Origin of the sequence: Helicobacter cinaedi CCUG 18818 = ATCC BAA-847, from assembly GCF_000155475.1 — a bacterium.
Lineage (GTDB): Bacteria > Campylobacterota > Campylobacteria > Campylobacterales > Helicobacteraceae > Helicobacter_C > Helicobacter_C cinaedi.
The window spans coordinates 281,033-303,312 of sequence record NZ_DS990393.1 but is presented as its reverse complement, the minus strand read 5'-3'; the positions used below and the strand labels follow the sequence as shown (position 1 = coordinate 303,312).

Below are 22,280 nucleotides of genomic sequence, written 5' to 3'. Positions count from 1 at the left end.
TTGTCTATGGGCAATTCTTGTAATATTTACAATTAAAAATTCACCATTTTCAACAATGCCTATCACCCTATAATCCCCAAGTCTCCAGCGGTATTGATTATCACGACCTTTGGCTTTTTGGCATTTGGCAAGAAACAAGGATTTTCAATGTTTGGAAGTCTTTCTGTAAGGAATATTTGAATCTTTTTTGCAGCAAGAGCATTGCTTTTCCAATTTTTTTTCAAGCTCTTTTTGTGCTCTATTATTAATAAAAACTTTAGTCATTAGCTCTCTTGCATATCTTTTTCAAGCTCGGCGTTAATCGATTGAAGCTCATCTTGTGAGAAATTAGCCCCTTTGATTTTTTGTATGATTTTAGAATCTTCAATAGGTGTGGGGTTTAGATTTTTGCTAAGAGCTTGGCTTACCAAAACTTCATCGGCAAGAAATTTATTAAGCTTATTGTCTATCCTTTTTTGCTCGGTTTGGGTTTTGGCGATGTTTTTTTGTATGGTATTGAGCGTTGAAACTAGCCGCTTTTGACTATATGTTTCATATTTATTTGTTACTTGTGTCATCAATTTTGCCCCCTTATGTTTTTTGTATCTTAGGTTGGTTTCGCATTAAACTTGTGAAATATATCAAGCTGTGGCAAAGAATGAGATTATAGCATATAAAATACTTGTATTTATCTCTGGTGGTTTTCAGTGTATTATATATAATAAGTAATTAATAAATGTAAATTAGATATTATTATACATATAATTAGTATTTATTAATTATCTTTTTTCTCTGTTTTCTCTTAGCCTTTTGATTATGTCTGCACCATATTCACTTAATAACATTCTTACATCAGCGATTTCTATAAAGCTTTCTCCACTTCCGTAGTGAAACTTGACATATCTTACTCCAAATTTTTCTTTTATGTATGCCTCAAGCTCTTTGTCTTTAGATACTCCATTATCACAAGCTTCTGTGATTGCATCTAGGATAAGTTTGTGATTCGCCTGTAGAATTTCTTCCCCTGTTAATTCTTGGAATCTTCTCGCTACAGCATTTACATTGTTTGTATTATTGAATTTGCTAAGATAGGTATAGACATTGTAGGTTTTTCCACTTTTAAAATCGTGAATGAGATTCGCATTTGGGATAATCGCATATTTGGAATCTGTGGTTTTTATCATTATGTAAGTGTCCTTGTAAATTTCACAGCTTTCATTTTTTCAACAATCATTTGAATATCATAATTTATCATTGCGTTATATTTATCAAGTGATACAAATGATAAACATTTATCTTAATGTTGGGTGGGCTGTGTTTGTTTATAAGCATTTTGATTTGCTTGAATCTCCTTTATAATGGCTTCTCTTTGTTTTTTCTCCAATTCTTTTTGTTTTGTTATTTCTCCAGCTTGTTGTTCAAGAGCTCTTGTATCAAAAATCTTTCCATTTGTGATTCTTCCAGATTCTGAGATGGGACTTGCATAATAGAATCTAGACATATCATTCAGCGCACTTTTATCAAGATAGTCCATAATGCCTAGTTGTCTAGCACAAAGCTCTTGGAATATTCTAAATTCATCCTTTTGTTTTAACTCGTACGGAGTGACTGTTGGAATAAGGATTCTATATCTTTGTGCAATATGCCCATTTTTTTTTCTTTATTATTGCTCTTAGTAGGCATAATAAGGGCGTGGATTTGATTTTGTGTAAGCAATATTTCCGCTTGCTTTATTGTGAGATTGGGCGTATCTTTATTGTTGTCTATGTCATAAATGAGAAGATTGTTAAATGATATAATGTTATCTGCCTTGCGGTAGCCATCATAAAAGTTTGCATTAGAGTAGGGATATGTTTTAATGATGTTGTGGAGCTCTGCTAGGTCTTTGATTTGTATTTTTTTCCAATCTCTGATTGGATGTTCCGCCTTATCTTGAGTGATGGAGACATAAATCAGCATAATATGGCTTCCTTGTCTTAGATTTATCCTATTCTACCTACTTTAATTCTGCCTACTTTTAATGAATAGTTAAAAAAGTGGCGAAGTAAAAACTCTATCTATTCTTTTTGTCGTGTATGATAGCTCTAAGAGCCATTAAAGGAATAACAAATACCGAAAGTGCAATGCAAACAAGGATAATTTTTTCTAGCATTTTTTACTTTATTGTTGAAAGCTTGTAGATTAAATATGCAGTGAATCCAAAGAATACTATTAGTCCCATTAGTCTTTCTCTTTATTGATAGCTTTTACAGCATAAAGAGACAATCCACAAAAGGTTACAATCGCAAGTGTAGCTACAATCAAACCAATTCATTCTAATTTCTCCAATTCATCAAGTTTTTTGACAAGATACTGAATAAGAAAGAAAAACGATACAGCAATTATTAAAATGCCTATCGCTGAAGCTATGCCTTGAAATAAGTTGATTGTGTCAATGTGAATCACAACAAACGCAAAGATTCCAAACAATGCAGTTAATAAGGCAACATTAAGCCTTTAACGAAATCAAGCGTAAATTTAATCTTTCTTTCCTACTCATAGGATCATTATAGCATAAATTCACATTTTAAAGCCAAAGGCGTATATTCCCTACTTAGGAATATACGCACCTATATTTGCCAACAAGGCTTAAGACACTTTCAAGACAACAAGACTTTTAAACAACATTGTTTAAAAAATTGCTTATGTGAGCTTGCGGCACAAACTTAGATTCCATCAATGCCTGTGTGTCACTCTTTTGATTATGCTGAGTATGCCTTGCAGCTTTTACTTCATTTATGAGAATTATGAAAATAATAAACGCAAGAATACCAAAAAGCGTTAGCGTATAGAGATAGAGCTTAATACCTGCAATCTCTCCTCTCGTTTTGTGATGTTCTTCTAGTATTTGGTATTGCAACTCATTTTTGGCATCTTGCACTTCGTATTTGACATTTGAATCCATAAGGAACTCCTTTAGCATTTTGATATGTGCATAGCACATTTAAATTGTGCCACAATGTAAGAGAGAGTTTCAAATGAGAAAAATAAACCTACTTTATCTTTTGTGGTATAATATTTCTTAAAACTTTATTTGAAATATAGAATTACTAGATTCTATTAACACTCTAGGAGTTTATTCTGTTAAGGATAAAGTCTTTTTTTCTTGCTTTCAAAATCACATTCCCAAACTAAAAGAATTTTTAGCAGAATCTTTCACTTTTTCTTTTTTTGGTATAAAAATAAAATTAAAATATATCATTAAACGCACAAAAATAGCTCTAAAATCAAAAAATATGAGTTAGTAATCCTTATTACCTAAATATAAAAAAGCTGTTTAAAGTGCCAAAAAAATGCAAAAAATCAAAAATCGGCTTTTCAAGTGATTTGAATCCAAGAGATTCTAGGTGCTCTTTTGTGAAATTTGCAATTTTGGCAATTTGATTTTCCATTTCGGATTCCTTTTGAAAATTTTTGATTTGATTTCGTGAGAAATTTTTTTTGCTCACTGAAAAAAAATGGCAGTTTCGGGTTTATTTCATAAACCACAAAACTTACAAACATAACAACATAACAACTAGTCTATATATAGACTTATATAGAAGGACACTCTTAAAGAATTTTATACAATGGCATTGGAATCTTCTTATTTTTCTTCCAAAATTCTCTGCAACTTGTTGTCCCATAAGCCTTTTGTTCAAAGTCAAATTCCCTATTTAAAAAATACTCCAAGCTAGCTATAAGCTCCTTGTAATCCTCTCTTTTCCAAAACATAAACCTCAAAGCTTCTTCTCTTAGCGTTAATGCCGCCATTTGAAATGCTTCTTTTGTGTCTCTATTCTCATACACAATGGACTTATAGAAAGATTGCCCTATATGCCTTGCAGTATTCACTGAAGCCAAATCAAGTATTTCAAGCATAACATTCAAGTAGATAGGCGATAATGCCCTTCTTCCCCGTGCTATTCTTCTCTTTAAAGCAAAATCCATAACAAATGCCTACCTAGTCAATCCAGTGAAATTCAGCGACAATGCCTCAATAAACAAGTTATACTCCACATTATACGCATCATACACCTGCGTGTATAATCATAGGCACAATTTTAGGGAACTATTCATCCTTTTTTAAGCACATATTGTTGATGTACACCAACGCATTAAACATTGTGTCCTCAATTCTCTCCTTCAAAAAAAGCCTAGATACATCTAGCACGCCCTTATACTCAAGTAGCTCTACCTCTTTATGCTTTAGCATTTTTAGTTGATTCGCCATTTTTGCCTCTTTTTAATTTGTTTTTTGCCCTTCTAAGGGTCGCTTCTTAGAAGGGCAAAAAGAGGTATTGGATTTTTAAATAAAAAAGCTTGTGTCGGAATCTTATCAAAAAGCAAGGTATTGTTTTACAAAGCCACAAATAGCATTACGATGACACTTTGATTTCTGCTGTAGAATTCTAAGAATACCTGAAAAAAGTGTATGGGAGTAAGCTATGGTTACCTTTGCTTTATGGTTTTGCCTTTTTTCTTTTGTCTTTACTTTTAGTGTAATCACATATGCACTAATAAAATCAGCACAATAAAGCCTTTGCCTATGAGCTCTGCTTGTCCTTGTCCCTTAGGACATTCTAAAATATTATATTTGTCCTTCTCAAATAAAAAAAAGACAAATTCCCCCATTTCTCACTCCCTACATTCCTGCTCTTATAAAAAAGCATTAATCTTTTGTTGAATGGGCGGGAGTTTTGAGCGTATCACTTCTTCTATAATGCCCAGATTCAATCCCTCATAATCGTGTGAAGCAATATTCCTAATAGCACTTAACCCCCTCATATCCTCTTTGCTTAAAAACGCCGTGATATTCTCGCCATTGTATATAACTTTCTCAAAGTTTTCCTTACATACAATAAGGTGCATCATAATGGCTGGTTGAGCTATTTTTACATCATTAAGAGCAAGTGAGGGCCGCCATAGTCTTGGCAAATATCAAAGATATTTTGGATTCTATGAGAAACATCTTTGAGCCTTTCTAAACTTTCTTTGCTAAACATAAATTGCTCCAGTAAGCAAACTTTCCTTTTTTACTTGGCTCATAGAGGCAGTATCACAAATATCAACTTGAGTTCTAAAATGCTTTGATACTCTTTGGCGTAGCTCATCTAAATAAATCGCACTTTCAAATCCTTGAAACTTGCGTAAAAACTCTTTGCTCGTGCAAAGCATAATGTCTATATCGCTTGCTATATCAGCCCTGTCTTTAGCATAGCTCCCAAATAGTCCAAGCTCAGTAATACCATCACCTTGCAATTCTTGTTTAATGTCTGCGAGATAAGCAAGTATGCTTTCTTTAGTAGGTATAGACATTGCCCTTCCTTGTGTTTTCTTGTATTTTATTGGGGCATAGTAGCACAAATCTTTAGAATGAGCAACTGTTGCTCTAATGAGATGTAAAAAGCTAAAGCAGAATCTTTACCCAGAATCTAAAATAATGTTGCTTGAATAGCTTTTCTTTCTTTAAAAGCTTTTTTAAAATATGCCTTAAATACTCCGCTTTCAATACTTTCTCTAACTTCATTCAAAGATTCTTGTGGCACATTTACTCCAGCACATCGTGCAGCCCACATAAATTCAGGCATTTTAAGAATATTAAAACCTGATAAGAATTCTTTAGATTGAGCTTGTCTCCACTTAGCTTCTTGGCGTTGGAATCTTCTATCAATGCTCTTTACTTCGTCCATTAATACTTCTAGTTTAGCATTCACTACTCGTTGAAGCCCTTGTTGGATTTGCCTTGCAAGGCTGATTGCTTCTTGGCTTAAAGTTTTCATTTTGATCCTTCGTGTTGTTTTGTATGTGCGTATTATAGGTGGTTTGAAGGATGTTTTTCAAATGGGAACGGCAGAACTAATGTCTTGGCTAATTTGTAAGAATATGATTAAAAAGTATATTTATTAAGCTACAATCCAAAATTCCATAAACTCTCTTGCTAACTTTTCAATCTTTAGGGTAGCACTCACAGCAGATTCTATAAAACACACACTAAAATACTCATCAAGCCAGCTAAACTCTAAATTGTTCAGCACACTCTCTGTTTCACATATTGACTAAATTGTACAACATTTAGCACTTTTCCACTTGTGCTCATACATATACAAATAGGCTATTTTCGGACAACTTATCTAGCAAGACATGTTGAGACATATTTGCTAGTATCAATATTATGTCGCAAAGCCCTTTTTCTACGAAGATTCGAGCACAAGAATGGTAATTAACAATTTTACACTTAAGATAAATGCAGATTCTAAAATCCACATTCGCGGATATAATAGCTCCCCCTGCCACACACTCCGGGGTGGTCTTTATAAAACTTTTGCTTATCGCCAAATTGCATATCAACAGGTGGGGGCGTTGGGGCTTCATAACAACCTTGAGTAGAAAACATTAACACGAAAAACAATACACCAAACATAGATAATAGTTTCAGCATATATCCCCCTTTTTGAAGATTTAAGCCTTAAGATTTATTTGCATTGTGGATAAGACTTTGAATCTTATACGCCACCTGCATAGCCTTCATACCATCGTGCTGATTGGGGCGGTTGATTCTAGAGGGTGCGGAAGGCGTTTGATGAGATTCAGAATCTTTACACAGATTCACAAAATCAAGCAGCTCTGAAAAAAGTGATTCTTGCCCCCTTACTTCAATCGTCTCGGTATTAGCACTGATAGATACGCTATCTAGCCTTTGCTCCACACTTTGCTTATCAACAAAGACTTCCTTTCTCAAAAGATTGCAGTCAATGTATTCATTATGCGTTGTTACGCTGATTTGACGGATACGCTTTTCGGTAATGCGACTTGCTACGATATTAGAAAACGCCCCATTTTTGTGAATAATACACGCTCTGGCATATTCTATCATTCCCTCCATTACCACGCCGTGAGCGTAAATATCCGCAATATCGCCATTAAAATGCAATGCCAAATCAATATCGTGTATCATCAAATCAATCACCACATCTACATCTGTGATTCTAGAGCTCATCTTATTTGTGCGGGTAAAGTCAATATTGACAATCTTAGTATCACGCAGAATATTTTGAAGCGTGATAATGGCTGGATTGTAGCGTTCAATAAAGCCTACTTGGATATTGAGTGATTTTTGCTTGGCTAAATCAAGGATTATTTGTGTGCTATCAAGCGTATCAGTCAGGGGCTTTTCTACAAAAATATTTTTGACATAATCACTCACTTTATTGACATAATCAAAATGCGTGAAAGTTGGCGTTACGATAATAGCTCCATCGCAATCTTTCAAATCTTCATCAAGATTTTCTAGCACCTTAATGCCAAAGCTTTTACTCAAGCTCTCACACAGCTCAAGATTCACATCATATAAAAATGCCACCTCAACATCTTTTAGCATACTTAAGATTCTTAAGTGATTTTGCCCCATTTTCCCAATGCCAAAAAGGGCAATTTTAACTATCTTACCCATTTACTGCCTTTATTACGCTAAGTTGCTCTTCTTTAGTCAAAAACGGACTAAAAGGGAGTGAGAGTATCTCTTCACTTATCATTTCACTTATAGGAAAATCGCCTTTTTTGTAAGGATAAAGCTTTGTAACTACCTCTTGCAAATGCAGGGGGATAGGATAATGCACCGCATAAGGAATCTTAGCAGATTCTAGCTTTTGTGTTAAGCCTTTTCTATCAGTAGAGCGAATACTATATTGTGCGTAGGCACTTGTATTGTAAGATTCTACAAAAGGCGTAATGACAGAATGGAGATTGTCATCATATACTTTAGCAATTTCTTGACGCTTAGTAATTTCACTATCCAAATGCGGTAGTTTAGCTAGAAGCACAGCCGCTTGAATACTATCAAGTCTTGCATTTAGCCCGATAAAGCTATGCTCATACCGCCTTGTCTGTCCGTGATTTAGCAAGTATCGTAACTTTTCTGCCAACGCATCATCACTTGTAAATACCGCTCCCCCATCGCCATAGCAGCCTAAAGGTTTGCTTGGGAAAAAGCTTGTTGTGGCTAAAAGAGAAGCATTGCAGGATTTGATTTGATTTTTACCTTGAATCTGAGTCGCCCCAAAGCTTTGTGCAGCATCTTCAATCACGGGGATTTTATACTTTGAAGCAATAGCATTTATGCTTTCCATATCTGCCATTTGCCCAAAAATCGCCACGGGAATAATCGCCTTTGTTTTGTCTGTAATGCTAGATTCTAATTTTGAGCTAGAAAGATTATAAGTTTTCTCATCAATATCCACAAAAACAGGCTTTGCCCCAATCAGCATAATCGCCTCCACACTCGCAATAAAGCTAAAAGGCGAGGTAATGATTTCATCGCCACTTTTCACATCAAGTGCCATTAATGCTAAAATCAACGCATCTGTCCCACTACTGCACGCAATGGCGTGTTTTGCCCCGCTATATTTGGCTAATGCAGATTCTAGCTCACCAACCGCACTTCCCATAATGAATTGTGATGAATCTAGCACATCTTGCATTGCCTTATCTATGCTCGATTTGTAGGCTTGGTATTGTGCTTTGAGATTGATAAATTCCATCGTGTTTGCTCCTTATTTTAAATTACACGCTCATTCATAAGCGATACGATTTTTTTTGCAATTTCAGTGGGCTGGGCACTTCCGCCAATGACATATTGTGCTTGTTTTTCATAGATTGGTTTGCGTTCATTAAACAAACTCTGTGCCTTTGTCATATTTTCAAACAAAGGACGCTTTTTTTTCTCAATAGAATCTAATCTTTTAATAATGCTTTCAAATCCCACATCAAGCCAAAAGACTTTCCCCAAATAATGCACATTATTGTAGATTGGCATTCCTCCACCGGTAGCAATCACTGCATTTTTGACATTGGCTGATAGCCACAAAATGAGTTGAGATTCTATCTTTCTAAATCCCTTTTCCCCAACAGAAGTAAAAATCTCTCGCACACTCTTGCCCATATTTTGTTCAATCAGCCCATCAGTATCAAGTAAAAATCTCCCTCCAAGCAGAGCAATCTCCCTACCAATCGTTGTTTTCCCACTCCCCATAAAGCCAATAAGAACGATATTTTCCACTTCAACCTACTCCAAAGTAATCATAAATCCATCGCGTTGGGGCTTGATAGTATGCTTATAGCGTCCATCAAGCCCAATGGAGATCCTATAAAAGCCTTCGTGCGTGGAAATCTCCGCATCGCTAAAATACTTTTTATCAAGCTTTATCTTTTGAGATTCATTACTTTTCACACCTTCAATATCAAGCACAAGCCGATAAGGTTCAGGTAAGACAAAATCTCGCAACATTTTTTTGCGTGTAGCAATAAAAATACTGCTTTTATTTATCACCAGCTCAAACTCGCCAAGCTTAAAGCGATTTTCACTAGAATATGTCGCACCTTGTGCTTTTTGGGCTATCATTAATGGATAATGCCAGTCAATACTCTCATCAAGCTGAATGGTCTTTGTTTCAATAGAACCATCAAGATTCTGGTAACTTATTTGCACACTTTTTAAAACCCTAGCCGTGCTAGGCAGGACAAACTCCACACTTGAGAGCGGGTCTTGATGCAGTGTTGGGGGCTTATGCTCTTCACGCTTTGGGGCAATAACAGACTGAAATGGGTCATCTCGCCCATTTAGCACACCACACAGACACATACAACATAGAATCTGGCAAAGCATTACTTTTTTCAAGGCTTTAACCCCCTTATTTCAAAGATTTGTTTTTGTAAATTTGCATTTTGCGATTCTATCATTTTTGAATCATTAATAAGAGCATTCTTTTGTGTCTTTAATCGCACAAGCACTTCCACAGAGTCATTCCCAAAAAGCAAGTATCCCAAATAAAGCCCAATGCCGACTAGAATCCCAAAAAGCACAAACCACACACGATGAGTATAAGCTAACCGCCATAATTTTGAGCTTTTCTCTAAGAGTTCTTCCGCCTCGCTCATCACCCTACCCTAGCGTTTAAAAAGTGTCTTGCCAATATATTCTGTATCCCCAACTTCCCTTTCAATCTCAAGCAAACGATTATATTTTGCAATTCTCTCACTTCTAGCCGTTGAGCCGGTTTTAATCTCACCTGTGTTTAATGCCACGGCAAAATCCGCAATAAAGGTATCTTCGCTCTCCCCACTGCGATGACTCATTACGCATTTATAGCTACTGCGTTGAGCTAATCTCACAGACTGCATAGTCTCACTCACGCTACCGATTTGATTTGGCTTAATCAAAATCGCATTTGCAATACCTTTATCAATACCCTCTTGCAAAATCTTTTTATTTGTTACAAACAAATCATCGCCCACAAGCTGAATCTTATCACCAAGCCTTTGTGTAAGTAGCTTCCAGCCCTCCCAATCATCTTCGCTTAAGCCATCTTCAAGAGATACAATGGGATATTTTGCTACAAGATTCTCATAATACTCAATCATTCCAGCACTATTAAGTACCTTGCCTTCCCCGCTTAAATGGTAATTCCCATCTTTACCTACAAGCTCACTACTTGCCACATCAAGAGCGATGGCAATCTGCTCCATAGGCTTATATTTTGCCCTTTCAATCGCTTTTAGAATCACTTCAATGGGTTCTCCGTTTGTCTTAAGATTTGGAGCAAAACCACCCTCATCGCCTATACTTGTGATATGTCCGCTTTCTTTTAAAATAGCTTTGAGATGATGATACACTTCAGCTGACGCACGCAAGGCTTCCGCAAAGCTATCAAAGCCCAAAGGCATAATCATATATTCTTGAAAATCAACCGTGTTATCCGCGTGTGAGCCACCATTAATGATATTCAGCATAGGCGTTGGCAAAGTAAGAGCATTGCTCCCGCCAAGATAACGATACAAAGGCAAACGCAAAGATTGTGCACTTGCCCTAGCTATCGCCATACTCACGCCTAAAACCGCATTTGCCCCAAGCTTTGAGTAATTCTCTGTGCTATCCATTTTTTTCAAAATCAAATCAATCTTGCTTTGATCATAAGGGGATACACCATTAAGCTGTGCGTTAATCTCCGTTTTCACATTCGCACACGCATTTAACACGCCTTTGCCTAAATAACGCTCTTTATCATTATCACGCAATTCTAGGGCTTCTCTTTTGCCTGTGCTTGCTCCACTTGGCACGATAGCAGATGCCCTTGTGCCATCACTTAATCTTACCATTGCCTTAATCGTTGGATTCCCACGGCTATCCATAACCTCTTGTGCGTCAATACATTCAATATATACCATTTTTACTCCTTTAGTTTTATTTTTAGAATCTATTCAGCTTCTGGCTCATCAGGCAGTGGCATAATCTCATCTTTCGCCCCAATCTGCTCTTTAATCTTAAGCGTAATTTCTTCAGCCAATGCCTTATCTTCTTTTAAGAGCAGTTTTGCATTCTCTCGCCCTTGTCCAAGCTTTTTATCGTTGTAGCTAAGCCACGCACCACTTTTATCAATAATGTCAAGCTTAATGCCATAGTCAATAATCTCGCCTTCGCGACTGATGCCCTCTCCAAACATAATGTCAAACTCCGCCTCTCTAAATGGCGGTGCGACTTTATTTTTCACAACCTTAGCTTTTGTGCGATTGCCAATCTGCTGCTCATTTTGCTTTAATGTCGCAATGCGGCGGACATCAATCCTTACACTCGCATAAAATTTCAACGCATTACCACCCGTTGTCGTTTCCGGACTACCATAGCCCATAACGCCAATTTTCATACGGATTTGATTGATAAAAATCAAAGTCGTATTCATCTTATGCAAGATTCCTGTAATCTTACGCAAAGCGTGGCTCATAAGCCTTGCTTGTAGCCCCACGTGCTGATCGCCCATATCCCCTTCAATCTCCGCCTTTGGCGTAAGGGCTGCCACTGAGTCAATCACCACCAAATCCACCGCTCCACTGCGTGTAAGTGTTTCTAGAATCTCTAAGGCTTGTTCGCCCGTATCTGGTTGCGATACAAGCAGATTTTCCGTATCCACGCCCAAATGCTTGGCATAATACACATCAAGGGCGTGTTCTGCATCAATAAACGCACAGATTCCGCCATTTTTTTGACATTCCGCAACAATTTGCAAACTCAAAGTCGTTTTCCCACTAGATTCAGGACCATAGATTTCAATAATCCGCCCCTTAGGCACACCGCCAATCCCAAGTGCCATATCAAGCCCCAAAGAGCCTGTTGAGATAGAATCTATCTTTTCTACTTGCTTATCACCCAAACGCACCAAAGCCCCTTTGCCAAAGGCTTTATCAATCTGCTTTAGGGCAAGTTCAATCGCTTTTTGCTTTCTTTCATCAACCATAGCTATCCTTTATTAAAATCAAAGTAGCGGATTTTATCTAAGTTTGACTAAATTATTCTTATAATTTCTTACAAAAATCCCAAGGAGTTTTGATGATAAAAGTCGCTCATAGCCCTGATGCCGATGATTTGTTTATGTATTATGCTATTGTTTTTGGGTGGGTAGATTCTACAAAATTGCGTTTTAGCAATATCGCAAAAGATATTCAAACGCTTAATCTCGCCACTTTGAGCGGGGAATATGATATAAGTGCTATCTCTTTTGCCCTCTATCCACTTGTCGCACAAGAATACGCCCTTTTACGCACAGGCGTTAGCTTTGGCAATGGCTATGGACCAAAACTCATTAGAAAAAAGGATAAAATCTTAAAAAAGCACTTCAAAGTCGCTTTAAGCGGAGAGCATACAAGCAATGCTTTGCTTTTTTCTCTAGCCTATCCGGAAGCAAAGATTGTGTATAAAAATTTCTTAGAGATAGAATCTAGTGTGCTAAGCGGAGAGGTTGATGCGGGGGTGCTTATCCACGAGTCAATTTTAAACTTTGATGAAAGCCTCGTGGTAGAAGCAGAGCTTTGGGATATATGGCAGGAATTAAGCGGTGGGGGATTGCCCCTGCCACTAGGAGGAATGGCATTAAGACGCTCTTTGCCCCTTACTACTGCCATAGAATGTGAAAAGATTCTCACAAAGGCGGTGCGATTAGCCGTTGAAAATAGGGCGATTTTAAGCAAAATGCTCCTTGAAAGGGGCATTATCCGCGTCAATGCTAAGGAATTAGAAGTGTATTTAAATCTCTATGCTAATGCGGATTCTATCTCTATGGGGGAAAAGGAGATTTTAGCATTAAATAAGCTTTTTGAGCTAGGATACAAGGCTGGATTCTATAAAGAGCACATTAAGGCAGAATATTATTTTATCCCCACGGAGTATGAATCTTTGCGTTTTTCATAGATTCTTATAAAAATCAAATAGGATTCTAGAATCTTGCCTTAGCTCTCACAAACCTATCTTTTCTTCGTGGGTGGGGGTGAGCGATTCTTTAGCGGTTTGTTTGCGATAGATTCTAAGAAGAGAAATAAAAAGTGCTGTGATCGCCGGACCTAAGATAATCCCCCAAAATCCAATGCTTGTAAGCCCAGCAAGAATAGCAAAAAAGATAAGAAGCTCATTAATACGCACGGAAGTCTTTAACACCTTTTTGTTAATAAGCCCAATCAAAATAGGCTTAATGACATTATCTATAAGTACCGCACACACAATCAACGCATACAAAGCAATAATAATGGCATTTTGCGTATTGCCAAGGTAGAATTCATACCCCGCTAGTGGTAGCCATACAAGCCCCCCGCCCACAATTGGCACGATTGATGCAAATCCATAGAGCATACCAAAAAATACGCCATCATAGCCAAAAAACATTATAAGGATTCCAAACGCCACGCCCTGCAAGACAATATTAACAAGTGAGGTATAAAACACCACTTTAATAACATTTGTTACCTCATCTAGCACATTGCTGATTTGGATATTTTCAAAAGGTATAAGCTCAATGACATAATCATACGCCTGTTTCCCATAGAGAAAATAAAAGAATAAAAACACGATAATAAAGCCCGTATCCACCATAAAACCTAGGCTTGACTTACCAAGCTGTGAGCTGAAGTTTAACACATAGCCTAAGATTGAAGAGGCTGAAATACTGCTTAAAATATCTCTTGCCTTTGCCTCAATCTCAGGGAATGAAACAAGCAAAGATAGAATCTGCTCCTTACTCCCCTCCACAAATGCACTAAAATCCGTTGGATTAAGCTCGGCTGCGGAAGTGATAATAGTTTTAAATAAGAAAAACAAAGGCACAACAAGCAAAAGAATTAAGACACAAATACTTAGCGTTGCACTCACAATGGGGTATTTCACACGCTTGAGCAAAGAGGCATACAAGCCATAAGTAACGATATAAAGCAAAAGTGCAATAAGAATATCCATAAGATACGCCGCATAGATATGATACATACTATAAGCACTCACAATAAAAACAAGCCAAAAAAATGTAATCGCCCGCATTTTGCCCCTTTGTGTTATTTGCGTTTAAGTTTTATAGAATCTTGGTTTCCAACACCAATAAATTCCGCTCAAACCCTACTAAAAACCCAGCATTGTAGCGAAAAATGTCAAATTTGCTATTTATTTATGCCTCTTTACAAAAATGAGAAAAAAAGTCAATTTAATAATTTTATGCTAGAATACGCCGATTAAAATCTCAAATCTACCACGAGATTAAATATTAGCAAAAAGGATAGCAATGATAATTTTAGGTATTTCAGCCTTTTACCACGATAGTGCCATAGCCCTATTAGAAGATGATAGAATCCTTTTTGCCTTGCAAGAAGAGAGACTATCTCGCATTAAAGCTGATAGTGCATTTCCTAAACTATCCATTGAAGCGGCATTAAACTATATAAATAATAACTGCCACGATTATATGGGGGGGGGGGGGGTGAATACCCTAAAAACACTCCACAAGATTTAACCAACTTAGAAACTACTTTTGAAAACGCCCAAGCCCAAGACGATTCTAAGAATTGCGGTGGGGCTTTGCGTGTTTTGGGGCAATTTGGGGATAGGGGTTACCTAAAAGGTAATGACCGCAGCGATTTTTCGCAACTCCCGCAAATACCCCGCAAAGCCCAATCCTCCAACCCAAAGCCAACACCCCTAACACTAGATTCCATCGATTCCTTTGTCTTTTATGACAAACCTTTCCTAACCTTTGAACGCCTGCTTGAGACCTACTTTGCCACCGCACCAAAGGGCTTTTTAAGCTTTGTAAAGGCGATTCCTGTATGGCTTTCAACAAAGCTTTTCTTAAAAGAAACCATCGCACGAGAGCTAGAATCTTTGTATAAAAAACTCTATCCGCAAAAAAGTAAGCAAGAGATAAAAGCGTTTAAACAAAAAGTGCTAAATAATCTCTACTTTAGCGAACATCATTTAAGCCATTGTAGCTCTGCATTTTTCCCAAGCCCTTTTAGTGATGCTGGGATTCTAACCCTTGATGGCATAGGCGAGTGGGCGACTACTACCATTGCTAAGGGTGTGGATAATCACATTGAGATTTTACAAGAGCTGCATTTCCCGCATTCTCTAGGGCTTTTATACTCTGCTTTTACTTATTATCTAGGCTTTAAGGTTAATTCTGGTGAATATAAAGTAATGGGTCTAGCCCCTTATGGTGAGCCAAAATTTGTGGATATTATTAAAACGCATTTAATTGATATGAAGCCTGATGGGAGCTTTTCACTCAATATGAAGTATTTCTCTTACACCTATGGGCTAAGAATGACAAATGCCAAGTTTGATAGCCTTTTCCACGCGCAACGAAGCCCAGAATCTAAGCTAGAGCAAATCCATATGGATATAGCTGCAAGTCTGCAAGTAGTAACTGAAGAAATAATGATAGCCCTAGCTCGCACCACAGCTAGACTAAGCGGCAGTAGGAATCTCGTCTTAAGTGGTGGTGTCGCACTAAACTGCGTAGGTAATGGCAAGATTTATCAAAAGCTTATCAAAGAAGAAAAGATTTTGGATCATATTTGGATACAGCCTGCAAGTGGGGATGCGGGAAGTGCAGTGGGGTGTGCCTTAGCGTTTTACCATATAGAATGCAAACAGCCTAGAATCCGTGAAGAAAAACAAGCCGAGTGTGAAAAAGCGGATTCTAGCAATGAAACCCAAAATGTAAGTGAGCCAGCAAAGGATTCTAGGAGTTTCACCCAAAACGCAGAAAATGTGTTTTGTAGCCAAGCAGATAGGCGGCAGGATTTTTGTGATAAAAATGGGGCTTTGCAAGGCGAAGTAAGGGAGTTACCTAAAGCGGTAATGACCGAAGCTGAGCTGAAAGCAATCACCATTTTAGCCAAAAAGCCAACGCCAATACTACAAGATTCTATGCAGGGAAGCTATTTAGGGCTATCTTACTCTAACACTGAAGTCCAAGCCACACTAGACTCCCTAAACGCAATCTATGAAAAGCATAATTTTGATGCGATTAAAACACTTACCGCCGAAACTCTAGCACAAGGCAAAGTTGTAGGTTGGCATCAAGGGCGGTGTGAGTTTGGACCTAGGGCATTGGGAGCTAGATCCATTCTAGGCGATCCACGCAATACCACAATGCAAAAGACAATGAATCTAAAGATTAAATACAGAGAATCTTTCCGCCCATTTGCCCCAAGTGTGCTGGACTTTGCCATCAATGAGTGGTTTGAGTGTGATTATATAAGTCCTTATATGCTGCTTGTAGCCCCTGTGAAAAGGGAGAAATGCTATCCACTTACCAAAGAGCAAAAAGAGCTTTTTGGCATAGAAAAGCTTAATATCGTTCGAAGCGAGATCCCAAGTGTAACGCATATTGATTATTCTGCGAGAATCCAAAGCGTGCATAAGGATACAAATCCGCGTTATTACGCTTTGATAGAAAAGTTTTATAAACTTAGCGGTGTGCCTGTGCTAGTTAATACGAGCTTTAATGTGCGGGGTGAGCCTATGGTGTGCAGCCCTTATGATTCTTATGCGTGTTTTATGGGGACAGAGATGGATATGCTAGTGATTGAAGATTTTATTCTTTATAAAGAGAAACAACCCAAAGAGCATATCGCAAAGTTTAGAGATATTAAAGACAAATATGAGCTTGATTAAGGGGAAAATGATGACAAACAATAGTGATTTACGCGTATTTTTAGGCATTTGGGCGGGGATTTTTGTAGTATTTTTGCTCTCTGGAATCTTATTGCACGACATTTATAGAATATGGGCGATGATAGGACTTGGGATCGCCCTAGTCTTACAAGTTTATCCTAAAGCTAGTGTGTCGCTTTACATTACACAAGTTAAGCTTGGGAGTGTGATTGGTTGGTGTATTTCTCATGCAACTTTAGTGGTGCTGTATTTTTGCGTATTTGTGCCTTTGGGGCTAGTCTTTCGCATAATAGGACGCAATGTTTTGGGTGCGAGACTTGACAAAGAAAAGGATAGTTATCTTATCTCTCGTCAAAAGCAACCTGTAAGTATGAAAAATCAATTTTAAAAATTCAAAGGAGATTCTGTGTTAAAAAATAAATGGATAAAGTCTATTGTGTGGATTATCGGCTCACTTGCTTTTATGGCGATTATATTGAAGGCTGATGGCGTATGTATGCGTGATTTTGGTTTGAGTATTGTGCCTTTTGCGTGGATTGGGGTGTATTTTACTTTGCTTCTATGGCTATTTGCTAGGAACATACAAAAACAAGGTGTAAAACTCATACTTATTTACACAAGTATTGTACCGATGTGTTTGGTAGCAGGAGAGCTGTATGGATTCTATTTTACCAAGCAAGAAGCAAAATCAGATTCTTGCAATACAAGCATAAGCGGAGGTTATGCGCTAGATTACTTCACACAAAGCCCAATCACTGGCTATAAAGGCAAACCAAACACTACTGCCACAGCACATAAAATTGACACGAGTGATAATAGCACAATATATAATGTTTCATATCAAACTGATGATTTTGGTTGGAGGATCACACCTAGCAGTGATGATTCTAGCAATCAATGTGTGCTATTTTTTGGCGATAGCTTTACCATAGGCGAGGGGGTAAATGGCGATGAGACACTACCATTCTATTTTGGCACAGAGCAAAAAGCTAGAATCTACAACTTCGGATTCCACGGCTATGGACCACATCAGGCTTTGGCTTTGCTTTTAAGCGGAGAAGTAGAAAAAATTACACAACATTGTCAAAGCACTATCGCTTTTTATGAGAGTTTGCCCGGACATATTAGAAGAGCTAATGGCTTTTCACAATGGGAGCGGAATAATCACGCACCGCGATTTGCCCTGCGAGATAATAAACTAGAATGGATAAACCGCCCTAGCGATTTTTCTAGCGATTCGTTAAGTCAAAAGATTCTAGCTAAAATTTATAGCAACATAGACAAAAGCTATTTGGTAAAAATCTTGCGTCCAAGCTATGTCTATGACACAGCATATAATGATGTGTATTTTGCTATCATTGATAGTTTGCGACAAGAGCTCACCACGCGACTTGACGCACCTTTATATTTTATCTTATGGGACTGGCACAATCTTAGTAGCAATACTGAAAAATTAGAATCTAAAGCTATTGTAACATATCTTAACGCAAGTGGTATGCAATATTTTCTAGCTAGTCAAATGCTCCAAAACTATAAGGAAAACAGGGATTATTACGCACTTCATAAATGTGATTTTCACCCCAATGCCCTTGCAAATGATAAAATAGCCAAATACATTGCCAAAGAAATCAAAAATGACTATGAAAAATCAAATGAATCACAAAAACATCTCACACAACAAAAGGAGCAACAATGAATATCATTAAAGAATTATGGGCGTTTTTGAAGGAACGCAAGAAATTTTGGCTTTTTCCTGTGATTATTGTAATGCTATTTTTAGGTGTATTGATTGTCTTGGCAAAAGGCTCAGCTGTCGCACCATTTATTTACACAATTTTCTAGATTTTATTATTTGGCTGGGTTGTTTGAAGCCTAGCCAAACACTCTCACACTTTAAAACATTTTATATACAATCTCTCATTTGCGTAAAAATTAAACTACATATCGTATTTTTATTTTTATGTAAAAAAGTTACACTTTGGAGATTTTTTTGTAATATTTTATACATTACATATTGTAATCTTATTTTTATGTGATAGTATAAGCCCAAATCCATAGGGATTCTAGCGGCAGTGATGTCGTTGGCGAACGCCAAATCAAAGATTCTAGAATCTTAAAACGCAAGGACAAGCACGAAATTTGTGGAAGTGTTTTTGAGTTAAAATCGTGGCTTTCAAGCAAAAAAGCAAGAAGCTTACTTGAGATAATTGCCGTCGCTTTTGAGCGTAGAATCTGCGATTTTAGCCAAAAGACAACGAAAAGAAAAAGATAAGGAGAAACAATGGCAAATTTAAAACACACCAACTACACCCAAGACACACTCGCCCTGCACGCAGGATACACTTACGACACGCAACGCACAATGAGTGTGCCAATCTATCAAAACACCGCTTATTGCTTTGAGAGTTTAGAGCAAGCCGCAGCACGATTTGGACTAAAAGAGCTAGGCAATATCTACACAAGACTTACAAATCCCACGACTGATGTGCTAGGTGCGAGACTTGCAGCGGTTGAGGGTGGAATCTTTGGTGTGCCTACTTCAAGTGGCAGTGCGGCGATTTTCTATGCGATAGCAAATTGTGCGGAGAGTGGCGATAATATCGTGTTTGCTAATAAAATCTATGGCGGCACACAGACACTTTTCACACATACGCTAAAACGCTTTGGCATTGAAGCAAGGGTATTTGACATTGATAATATTACATCTTTAGAATCTGCGATAGATTCTAAAACAAAGGCGATTTTCTTTGAAAGCATTTCAAATCCCATTATTTCAATCGCTGATAGCACCGCTATCACTGCCATTGCTAAGAAGCATCGCATTATAAGCATTTGTGATAACACGGTGGCGACCGCCTTTTTACACAAGCCTTTTGATTTTGGCGTGGATATTTCCGTGCATAGCCTTAGCAAGTATGTCAATGGGCAGGGCAGTGCGTTAGGTGGAGCGGTGATTGAGCGAGTGGGGCTAAATGAGCTACTTAAAGATAATCCGCGTTATCCTGCGTTTAATACCCCAGATGTGAGCTATCATGGGCTAGTTTATGCTTCATTGCCCTTGCCTTGCTTTAGTATTCGTCTTATCACTGAATGGCTTAGAAATATCGGCGCGACACTCTCTCCGCAATCAGCGTGGATTTTGCTTCAAGGGCTAGAGACGCTAGAGCTTCGCATTAAAAAGCATAGTCAAAATGCACTAGATGTAGCAAGATTCTTAGAATCGCATAGTTTGGTTAAAAGTGTAGCCTATCCGGGATTAGAATCTAGCCCGTATCACGCCCTTTTGCAAAAGTATTATGTCAATTCGCAAAGTTCTGGGCTTATTAGCTTTGAAGCACAAAGCTATGAAGTGGCACAAAAAATTTGCAATAGCACAGAGATTTTTGCGATGGTGGTAAATATCGGGGATTCAAAGTCTTTAATCATTCACCCCGCTTCCACCACGCATTCTCAACTAAGTGAAAAAGAGCTACAAAGCGGGGGTATCACACCTTGCACGATTAGACTAAGCATAGGGCTAGAATCTAGCAAAGACTTGATTGCCGATTTAAAACAGGCAATAGAAAAATAGAATCTAAAAGGAGCAAAAATGCCAATTGTTATCCCAGAAGATATTCCAGCCTATTCCCTACTTAGTCAAAATGCCTTTATTATGGGGGCAAAAAGGGCTAAAACGCAAGATATTAGGACGCTTGAAGTGCTTTTAATCAACCTTATGCCTACAAAGATTGAGACAGAAAATCAGATTCTAAGTCTGCTTGCAAACTCGCCCTTGCAGGTGAAAATCACGCTTTTATCTACGGCTAGTTACATCGGCACAAACACGCCAAAAAGCCATTTAGATAGATTCTATGTGAATTTTAGTGATATTTTAGGGCGGCGGTTTGATGGAGCGATTGTTACAGGTGCGCCCATTGAGCATTTGGAGTTTGAAAATGTGGCGTATTGGAATGAGCTACAAGAGATTATGGACTATCTAAAAAGCCATTGCACAAGCACGATGTATCTGTGCTGGGGGGCTATGGCAGGGCTATATCACTTTCACAATATTTCAAAGATTATGCTAAAAGAAAAGGTGTTTGGTGTGTTTCCACACAGAATCATTACGCAAGATTTGCTTTTAAATGGGCTAGATTCTATTGTGAGAATGCCTCATTCAAGGCACGCTGGGATTGATGAAAATGCGGTTAGAAAATCTAGTTTGAAAATTCTATTAGAGAGTGAGCTTTGCGGTATTAGTGCGTTAAAAGATGAAAGGGACTTTTATATCCTAGCCCACCCAGAATACGCCAAAGACACGCTACGATTAGAATATGAACGCGATAAAGCTAGGGGCTTAGGGATAGCAAAACCACTTGATTATTTTGACAAAGATAATGAGCCTATATTATCGTGGAAGTCAAGTGCGAGCGTGCTTTTCTCAAATTGGCTTAACTTTTCTGTGTATCAGGATACACCTTTTGTGTTATAATGCCACCCTTTATTTTGCTTTAAGGTTGGGCTTATGGCGTTCAAGTTAAAAGAAATTTATGATTTATGCGAGAGTATCTCGCCCTTTGACACGCAGGAATCTTGGGATAAAAGTGGCTTAAATCTAGGCAGATTTGATGATGAACTTTCCCACATTGTAGTATGCCTTGAGCTTACCCTTGATATTGCTAGGAATCTTAAGCCAAACACGCTTGTTATTACACACCACCCTTTGATTTTCACTCCCTTAACGCAGATTCACACACGGAGCTACCCTAGCAATCTTATCTCTATTTTATTGCGTAAAAATTGTGCCCTAATAAGCCTACATACAAATTTTGATAAATCTCATCTTAACGCCTATCTTACACATAAGATTCTGCAATGGGAGCATTTTGTAGCACAGGATTTTTTTATGTATGGGGAGATTAAGCCTATAAGCTTAAAAAATCTAGCCTTGCAGGTGTGTCAAAAGCTCCAAGCAAAAGCAGTAAGCTACATACAGGGCGATGATATTTATGAAAATACACAAGAATCTAGCAGCCTAGATTCCATTAAAGGAGTCTATGTTGTGTGTGGGAGCGGCTGCCCCCTATCTTCACGCATTCCGCAAAAGCCCCACACTTGCCTTATCACAGGCGATATTAAACATCACGATGCGATGATTGCTAAAAGCAATGGACTAAACCTTATTGATATGGGGCATTATGAGAGCGAGAAATATTTTGTAGAAATTTTTCAATCTATTTTGCAAAATGCAGGATATAACGCTATAATTGCCGATTGTAAAAATCCATTCTATTTTTGCTCCATTACAGACTGAAATAGA

31 protein-coding genes are annotated in these 22,280 nt (G+C 37.8%); 9 read left to right on the top strand and 22 right to left on the bottom strand.

Annotated features, from left to right (window positions below):
• Nucleotides 1–62 precede the first annotated feature (62 nt).
• The 20 genes from HCCG_RS11740 to recA form a co-directional block, all read right to left on the bottom strand.
• Nucleotides 63–224 (bottom strand): hypothetical protein, encoded by a 162-nt coding sequence (locus tag HCCG_RS11740; RefSeq protein WP_002957293.1) that lies wholly within the window; start codon nucleotides 222–224, stop codon nucleotides 63–65.
• A 39-nt stretch (nucleotides 225–263) separates the two neighbouring features.
• Complete coding sequence (locus HCCG_RS09405) at nucleotides 264–557, bottom strand: hypothetical protein (RefSeq protein WP_002957292.1); 294 nt, start codon at nucleotides 555–557, stop codon at nucleotides 264–266.
• 201 nt (nucleotides 558–758) lie between these two features.
• Nucleotides 759–1,163, bottom strand: a complete 405-nt coding sequence (locus tag HCCG_RS09400) for a hypothetical protein (RefSeq protein ID WP_002957291.1) — start codon at nucleotides 1,161–1,163, stop codon at nucleotides 759–761.
• A gap of 113 nt (nucleotides 1,164–1,276) precedes the next feature.
• Nucleotides 1,277–1,513: a hypothetical protein gene (locus tag HCCG_RS09395; protein WP_002957290.1), complete on the bottom strand. Its 237-nt coding sequence runs from the start codon at nucleotides 1,511–1,513 to the stop codon at nucleotides 1,277–1,279.
• Nucleotides 1,514–1,569: 56 nt separating this feature from the next.
• A complete protein-coding gene (locus HCCG_RS09390; protein WP_002957289.1) occupies nucleotides 1,570–1,938 on the bottom strand; it encodes a hypothetical protein in 369 nt (122 codons plus the stop codon).
• A 697-nt stretch (nucleotides 1,939–2,635) separates the two neighbouring features.
• Entirely contained in the window at nucleotides 2,636–2,923 is a 288-nt protein-coding gene (locus tag HCCG_RS09385) for a hypothetical protein (RefSeq protein ID WP_014666305.1), read from the bottom strand.
• Between the two features lie 349 nt (nucleotides 2,924–3,272).
• Nucleotides 3,273–3,410 (bottom strand): hypothetical protein, encoded by a 138-nt coding sequence (locus HCCG_RS12240; protein WP_165817813.1) that lies wholly within the window; start codon nucleotides 3,408–3,410, stop codon nucleotides 3,273–3,275.
• Between the two features lie 160 nt (nucleotides 3,411–3,570).
• Nucleotides 3,571–3,948 carry a hypothetical protein gene (locus HCCG_RS09375; protein WP_002957285.1) on the bottom strand — a complete coding sequence of 126 codons (378 nt, stop codon included), beginning with the start codon at nucleotides 3,946–3,948 and terminating at the stop codon, nucleotides 3,571–3,573.
• Between the two features lie 708 nt (nucleotides 3,949–4,656).
• Entirely contained in the window at nucleotides 4,657–4,872 is a 216-nt protein-coding gene (locus HCCG_RS09370; RefSeq protein ID WP_034548467.1) for a HepT-like ribonuclease domain-containing protein, read from the bottom strand.
• A 123-nt stretch (nucleotides 4,873–4,995) separates the two neighbouring features.
• Complete coding sequence (locus HCCG_RS09365; protein WP_002957278.1) at nucleotides 4,996–5,316, bottom strand: nucleotidyltransferase family protein; 321 nt, start codon at nucleotides 5,314–5,316, stop codon at nucleotides 4,996–4,998.
• A 116-nt stretch (nucleotides 5,317–5,432) separates the two neighbouring features.
• Nucleotides 5,433–5,780 (bottom strand): hypothetical protein, encoded by a 348-nt coding sequence (locus tag HCCG_RS09360; RefSeq protein ID WP_002957277.1) that lies wholly within the window; start codon nucleotides 5,778–5,780, stop codon nucleotides 5,433–5,435.
• 123 nt (nucleotides 5,781–5,903) lie between these two features.
• Complete coding sequence (locus HCCG_RS12870) at nucleotides 5,904–6,035, bottom strand: hypothetical protein (RefSeq protein WP_002957276.1); 132 nt, start codon at nucleotides 6,033–6,035, stop codon at nucleotides 5,904–5,906.
• 218 nt (nucleotides 6,036–6,253) lie between these two features.
• Entirely contained in the window at nucleotides 6,254–6,439 is a 186-nt protein-coding gene (locus tag HCCG_RS09355; RefSeq protein ID WP_002957275.1) for a hypothetical protein, read from the bottom strand.
• A 27-nt stretch (nucleotides 6,440–6,466) separates the two neighbouring features.
• Nucleotides 6,467–7,450 carry a Gfo/Idh/MocA family protein gene (locus HCCG_RS09350; protein WP_002957274.1) on the bottom strand — a complete coding sequence of 328 codons (984 nt, stop codon included), beginning with the start codon at nucleotides 7,448–7,450 and terminating at the stop codon, nucleotides 6,467–6,469.
• Nucleotides 7,443–8,537, bottom strand: a complete 1,095-nt coding sequence (locus HCCG_RS09345) for a DegT/DnrJ/EryC1/StrS family aminotransferase (protein ID WP_002957273.1) — start codon at nucleotides 8,535–8,537, stop codon at nucleotides 7,443–7,445. Before HCCG_RS09345 ends, HCCG_RS09350 begins: the two co-directional genes overlap by 8 nt.
• A 17-nt stretch (nucleotides 8,538–8,554) precedes the next feature.
• On the bottom strand, nucleotides 8,555–9,055 hold the full coding sequence (locus HCCG_RS09340) for a shikimate kinase (protein ID WP_002957272.1): 501 nt from the start codon (nucleotides 9,053–9,055) through the stop codon (nucleotides 8,555–8,557).
• 6 nt (nucleotides 9,056–9,061) lie between these two features.
• Nucleotides 9,062–9,673 carry an AMIN domain-containing protein gene (locus tag HCCG_RS09335; protein WP_014666314.1) on the bottom strand — a complete coding sequence of 204 codons (612 nt, stop codon included), beginning with the start codon at nucleotides 9,671–9,673 and terminating at the stop codon, nucleotides 9,062–9,064.
• Nucleotides 9,670–9,933, bottom strand: a complete 264-nt coding sequence (locus HCCG_RS09330; RefSeq protein ID WP_014666315.1) for a hypothetical protein — start codon at nucleotides 9,931–9,933, stop codon at nucleotides 9,670–9,672. The genes HCCG_RS09335 and HCCG_RS09330 overlap by 4 nt, the downstream gene beginning before the upstream one ends.
• Before the next feature lie 9 nt (nucleotides 9,934–9,942).
• Nucleotides 9,943–11,220, bottom strand: coding sequence for a phosphopyruvate hydratase (gene eno, locus HCCG_RS09325; protein ID WP_002957269.1), 1,278 nt, complete (start codon nucleotides 11,218–11,220; stop codon nucleotides 9,943–9,945).
• A 29-nt stretch (nucleotides 11,221–11,249) separates the two neighbouring features.
• Entirely contained in the window at nucleotides 11,250–12,284 is a 1,035-nt protein-coding gene (recA, locus tag HCCG_RS09320; protein WP_002957268.1) for a recombinase RecA, read from the bottom strand.
• Between the two features lie 92 nt (nucleotides 12,285–12,376).
• Here recA and HCCG_RS09315 point away from each other — a divergent pair, with 92 nt between their 5' ends.
• Entirely contained in the window at nucleotides 12,377–13,234 is an 858-nt protein-coding gene (locus HCCG_RS09315; RefSeq protein WP_014666317.1) for a menaquinone biosynthesis family protein, read from the top strand.
• Nucleotides 13,235–13,279: 45 nt separating this feature from the next.
• On the opposite strand, the gene HCCG_RS09310 is transcribed toward HCCG_RS09315, so the two are convergent.
• Nucleotides 13,280–14,347: an AI-2E family transporter gene (locus HCCG_RS09310; protein ID WP_002957266.1), complete on the bottom strand. Its 1,068-nt coding sequence runs from the start codon at nucleotides 14,345–14,347 to the stop codon at nucleotides 13,280–13,282.
• Nucleotides 14,348–14,585: 238 nt separating this feature from the next.
• Between HCCG_RS09310 and HCCG_RS09305 the strand changes: the two genes are divergently transcribed.
• From HCCG_RS09305 to HCCG_RS12235, 5 genes are all read left to right on the top strand, one after another.
• Nucleotides 14,586–14,813 carry a carbamoyltransferase N-terminal domain-containing protein gene (locus HCCG_RS09305; RefSeq protein ID WP_002957265.1) on the top strand — a complete coding sequence of 76 codons (228 nt, stop codon included), beginning with the start codon at nucleotides 14,586–14,588 and terminating at the stop codon, nucleotides 14,811–14,813.
• Nucleotides 14,814–14,878: 65 nt separating this feature from the next.
• Nucleotides 14,879–16,981 carry a carbamoyltransferase family protein gene (locus tag HCCG_RS09300; protein ID WP_034548464.1) on the top strand — a complete coding sequence of 701 codons (2,103 nt, stop codon included), beginning with the start codon at nucleotides 14,879–14,881 and terminating at the stop codon, nucleotides 16,979–16,981.
• 10 nt (nucleotides 16,982–16,991) lie between these two features.
• Nucleotides 16,992–17,369, top strand: a complete 378-nt coding sequence (locus tag HCCG_RS09295; protein ID WP_015453241.1) for a hypothetical protein — start codon at nucleotides 16,992–16,994, stop codon at nucleotides 17,367–17,369.
• A gap of 18 nt (nucleotides 17,370–17,387) precedes the next feature.
• Nucleotides 17,388–18,677 carry a hypothetical protein gene (locus tag HCCG_RS09290; RefSeq protein WP_002957262.1) on the top strand — a complete coding sequence of 430 codons (1,290 nt, stop codon included), beginning with the start codon at nucleotides 17,388–17,390 and terminating at the stop codon, nucleotides 18,675–18,677.
• Nucleotides 18,674–18,823 carry a DUF5989 family protein gene (locus HCCG_RS12235; protein ID WP_002957261.1) on the top strand — a complete coding sequence of 50 codons (150 nt, stop codon included), beginning with the start codon at nucleotides 18,674–18,676 and terminating at the stop codon, nucleotides 18,821–18,823. Before HCCG_RS09290 ends, HCCG_RS12235 begins: the two co-directional genes overlap by 4 nt.
• A 186-nt stretch (nucleotides 18,824–19,009) precedes the next feature.
• On the opposite strand, the gene HCCG_RS12015 is transcribed toward HCCG_RS12235, so the two are convergent.
• Nucleotides 19,010–19,282: a hypothetical protein gene (locus tag HCCG_RS12015; protein ID WP_133247147.1), complete on the bottom strand. Its 273-nt coding sequence runs from the start codon at nucleotides 19,280–19,282 to the stop codon at nucleotides 19,010–19,012.
• Between HCCG_RS12015 and HCCG_RS09285 the strand changes: the two genes are divergently transcribed.
• The 3 genes from HCCG_RS09285 to HCCG_RS09275 are packed head-to-tail and all read left to right on the top strand — an operon-like array spanning nucleotide 19,263 to nucleotide 22,274.
• Nucleotides 19,263–20,552 carry an O-acetylhomoserine aminocarboxypropyltransferase/cysteine synthase family protein gene (locus HCCG_RS09285; RefSeq protein ID WP_002957259.1) on the top strand — a complete coding sequence of 430 codons (1,290 nt, stop codon included), beginning with the start codon at nucleotides 19,263–19,265 and terminating at the stop codon, nucleotides 20,550–20,552. The genes HCCG_RS12015 and HCCG_RS09285 overlap by 20 nt on opposite strands.
• 18 nt (nucleotides 20,553–20,570) lie before the next feature.
• On the top strand, nucleotides 20,571–21,452 hold the full coding sequence (locus HCCG_RS09280; RefSeq protein ID WP_002957258.1) for a homoserine O-succinyltransferase: 882 nt from the start codon (nucleotides 20,571–20,573) through the stop codon (nucleotides 21,450–21,452).
• A gap of 33 nt (nucleotides 21,453–21,485) precedes the next feature.
• A complete protein-coding gene (locus tag HCCG_RS09275) occupies nucleotides 21,486–22,274 on the top strand; it encodes a Nif3-like dinuclear metal center hexameric protein (protein WP_002957257.1) in 789 nt (262 codons plus the stop codon).
• Nucleotides 22,275–22,280: the final 6 nt, after the last annotated feature.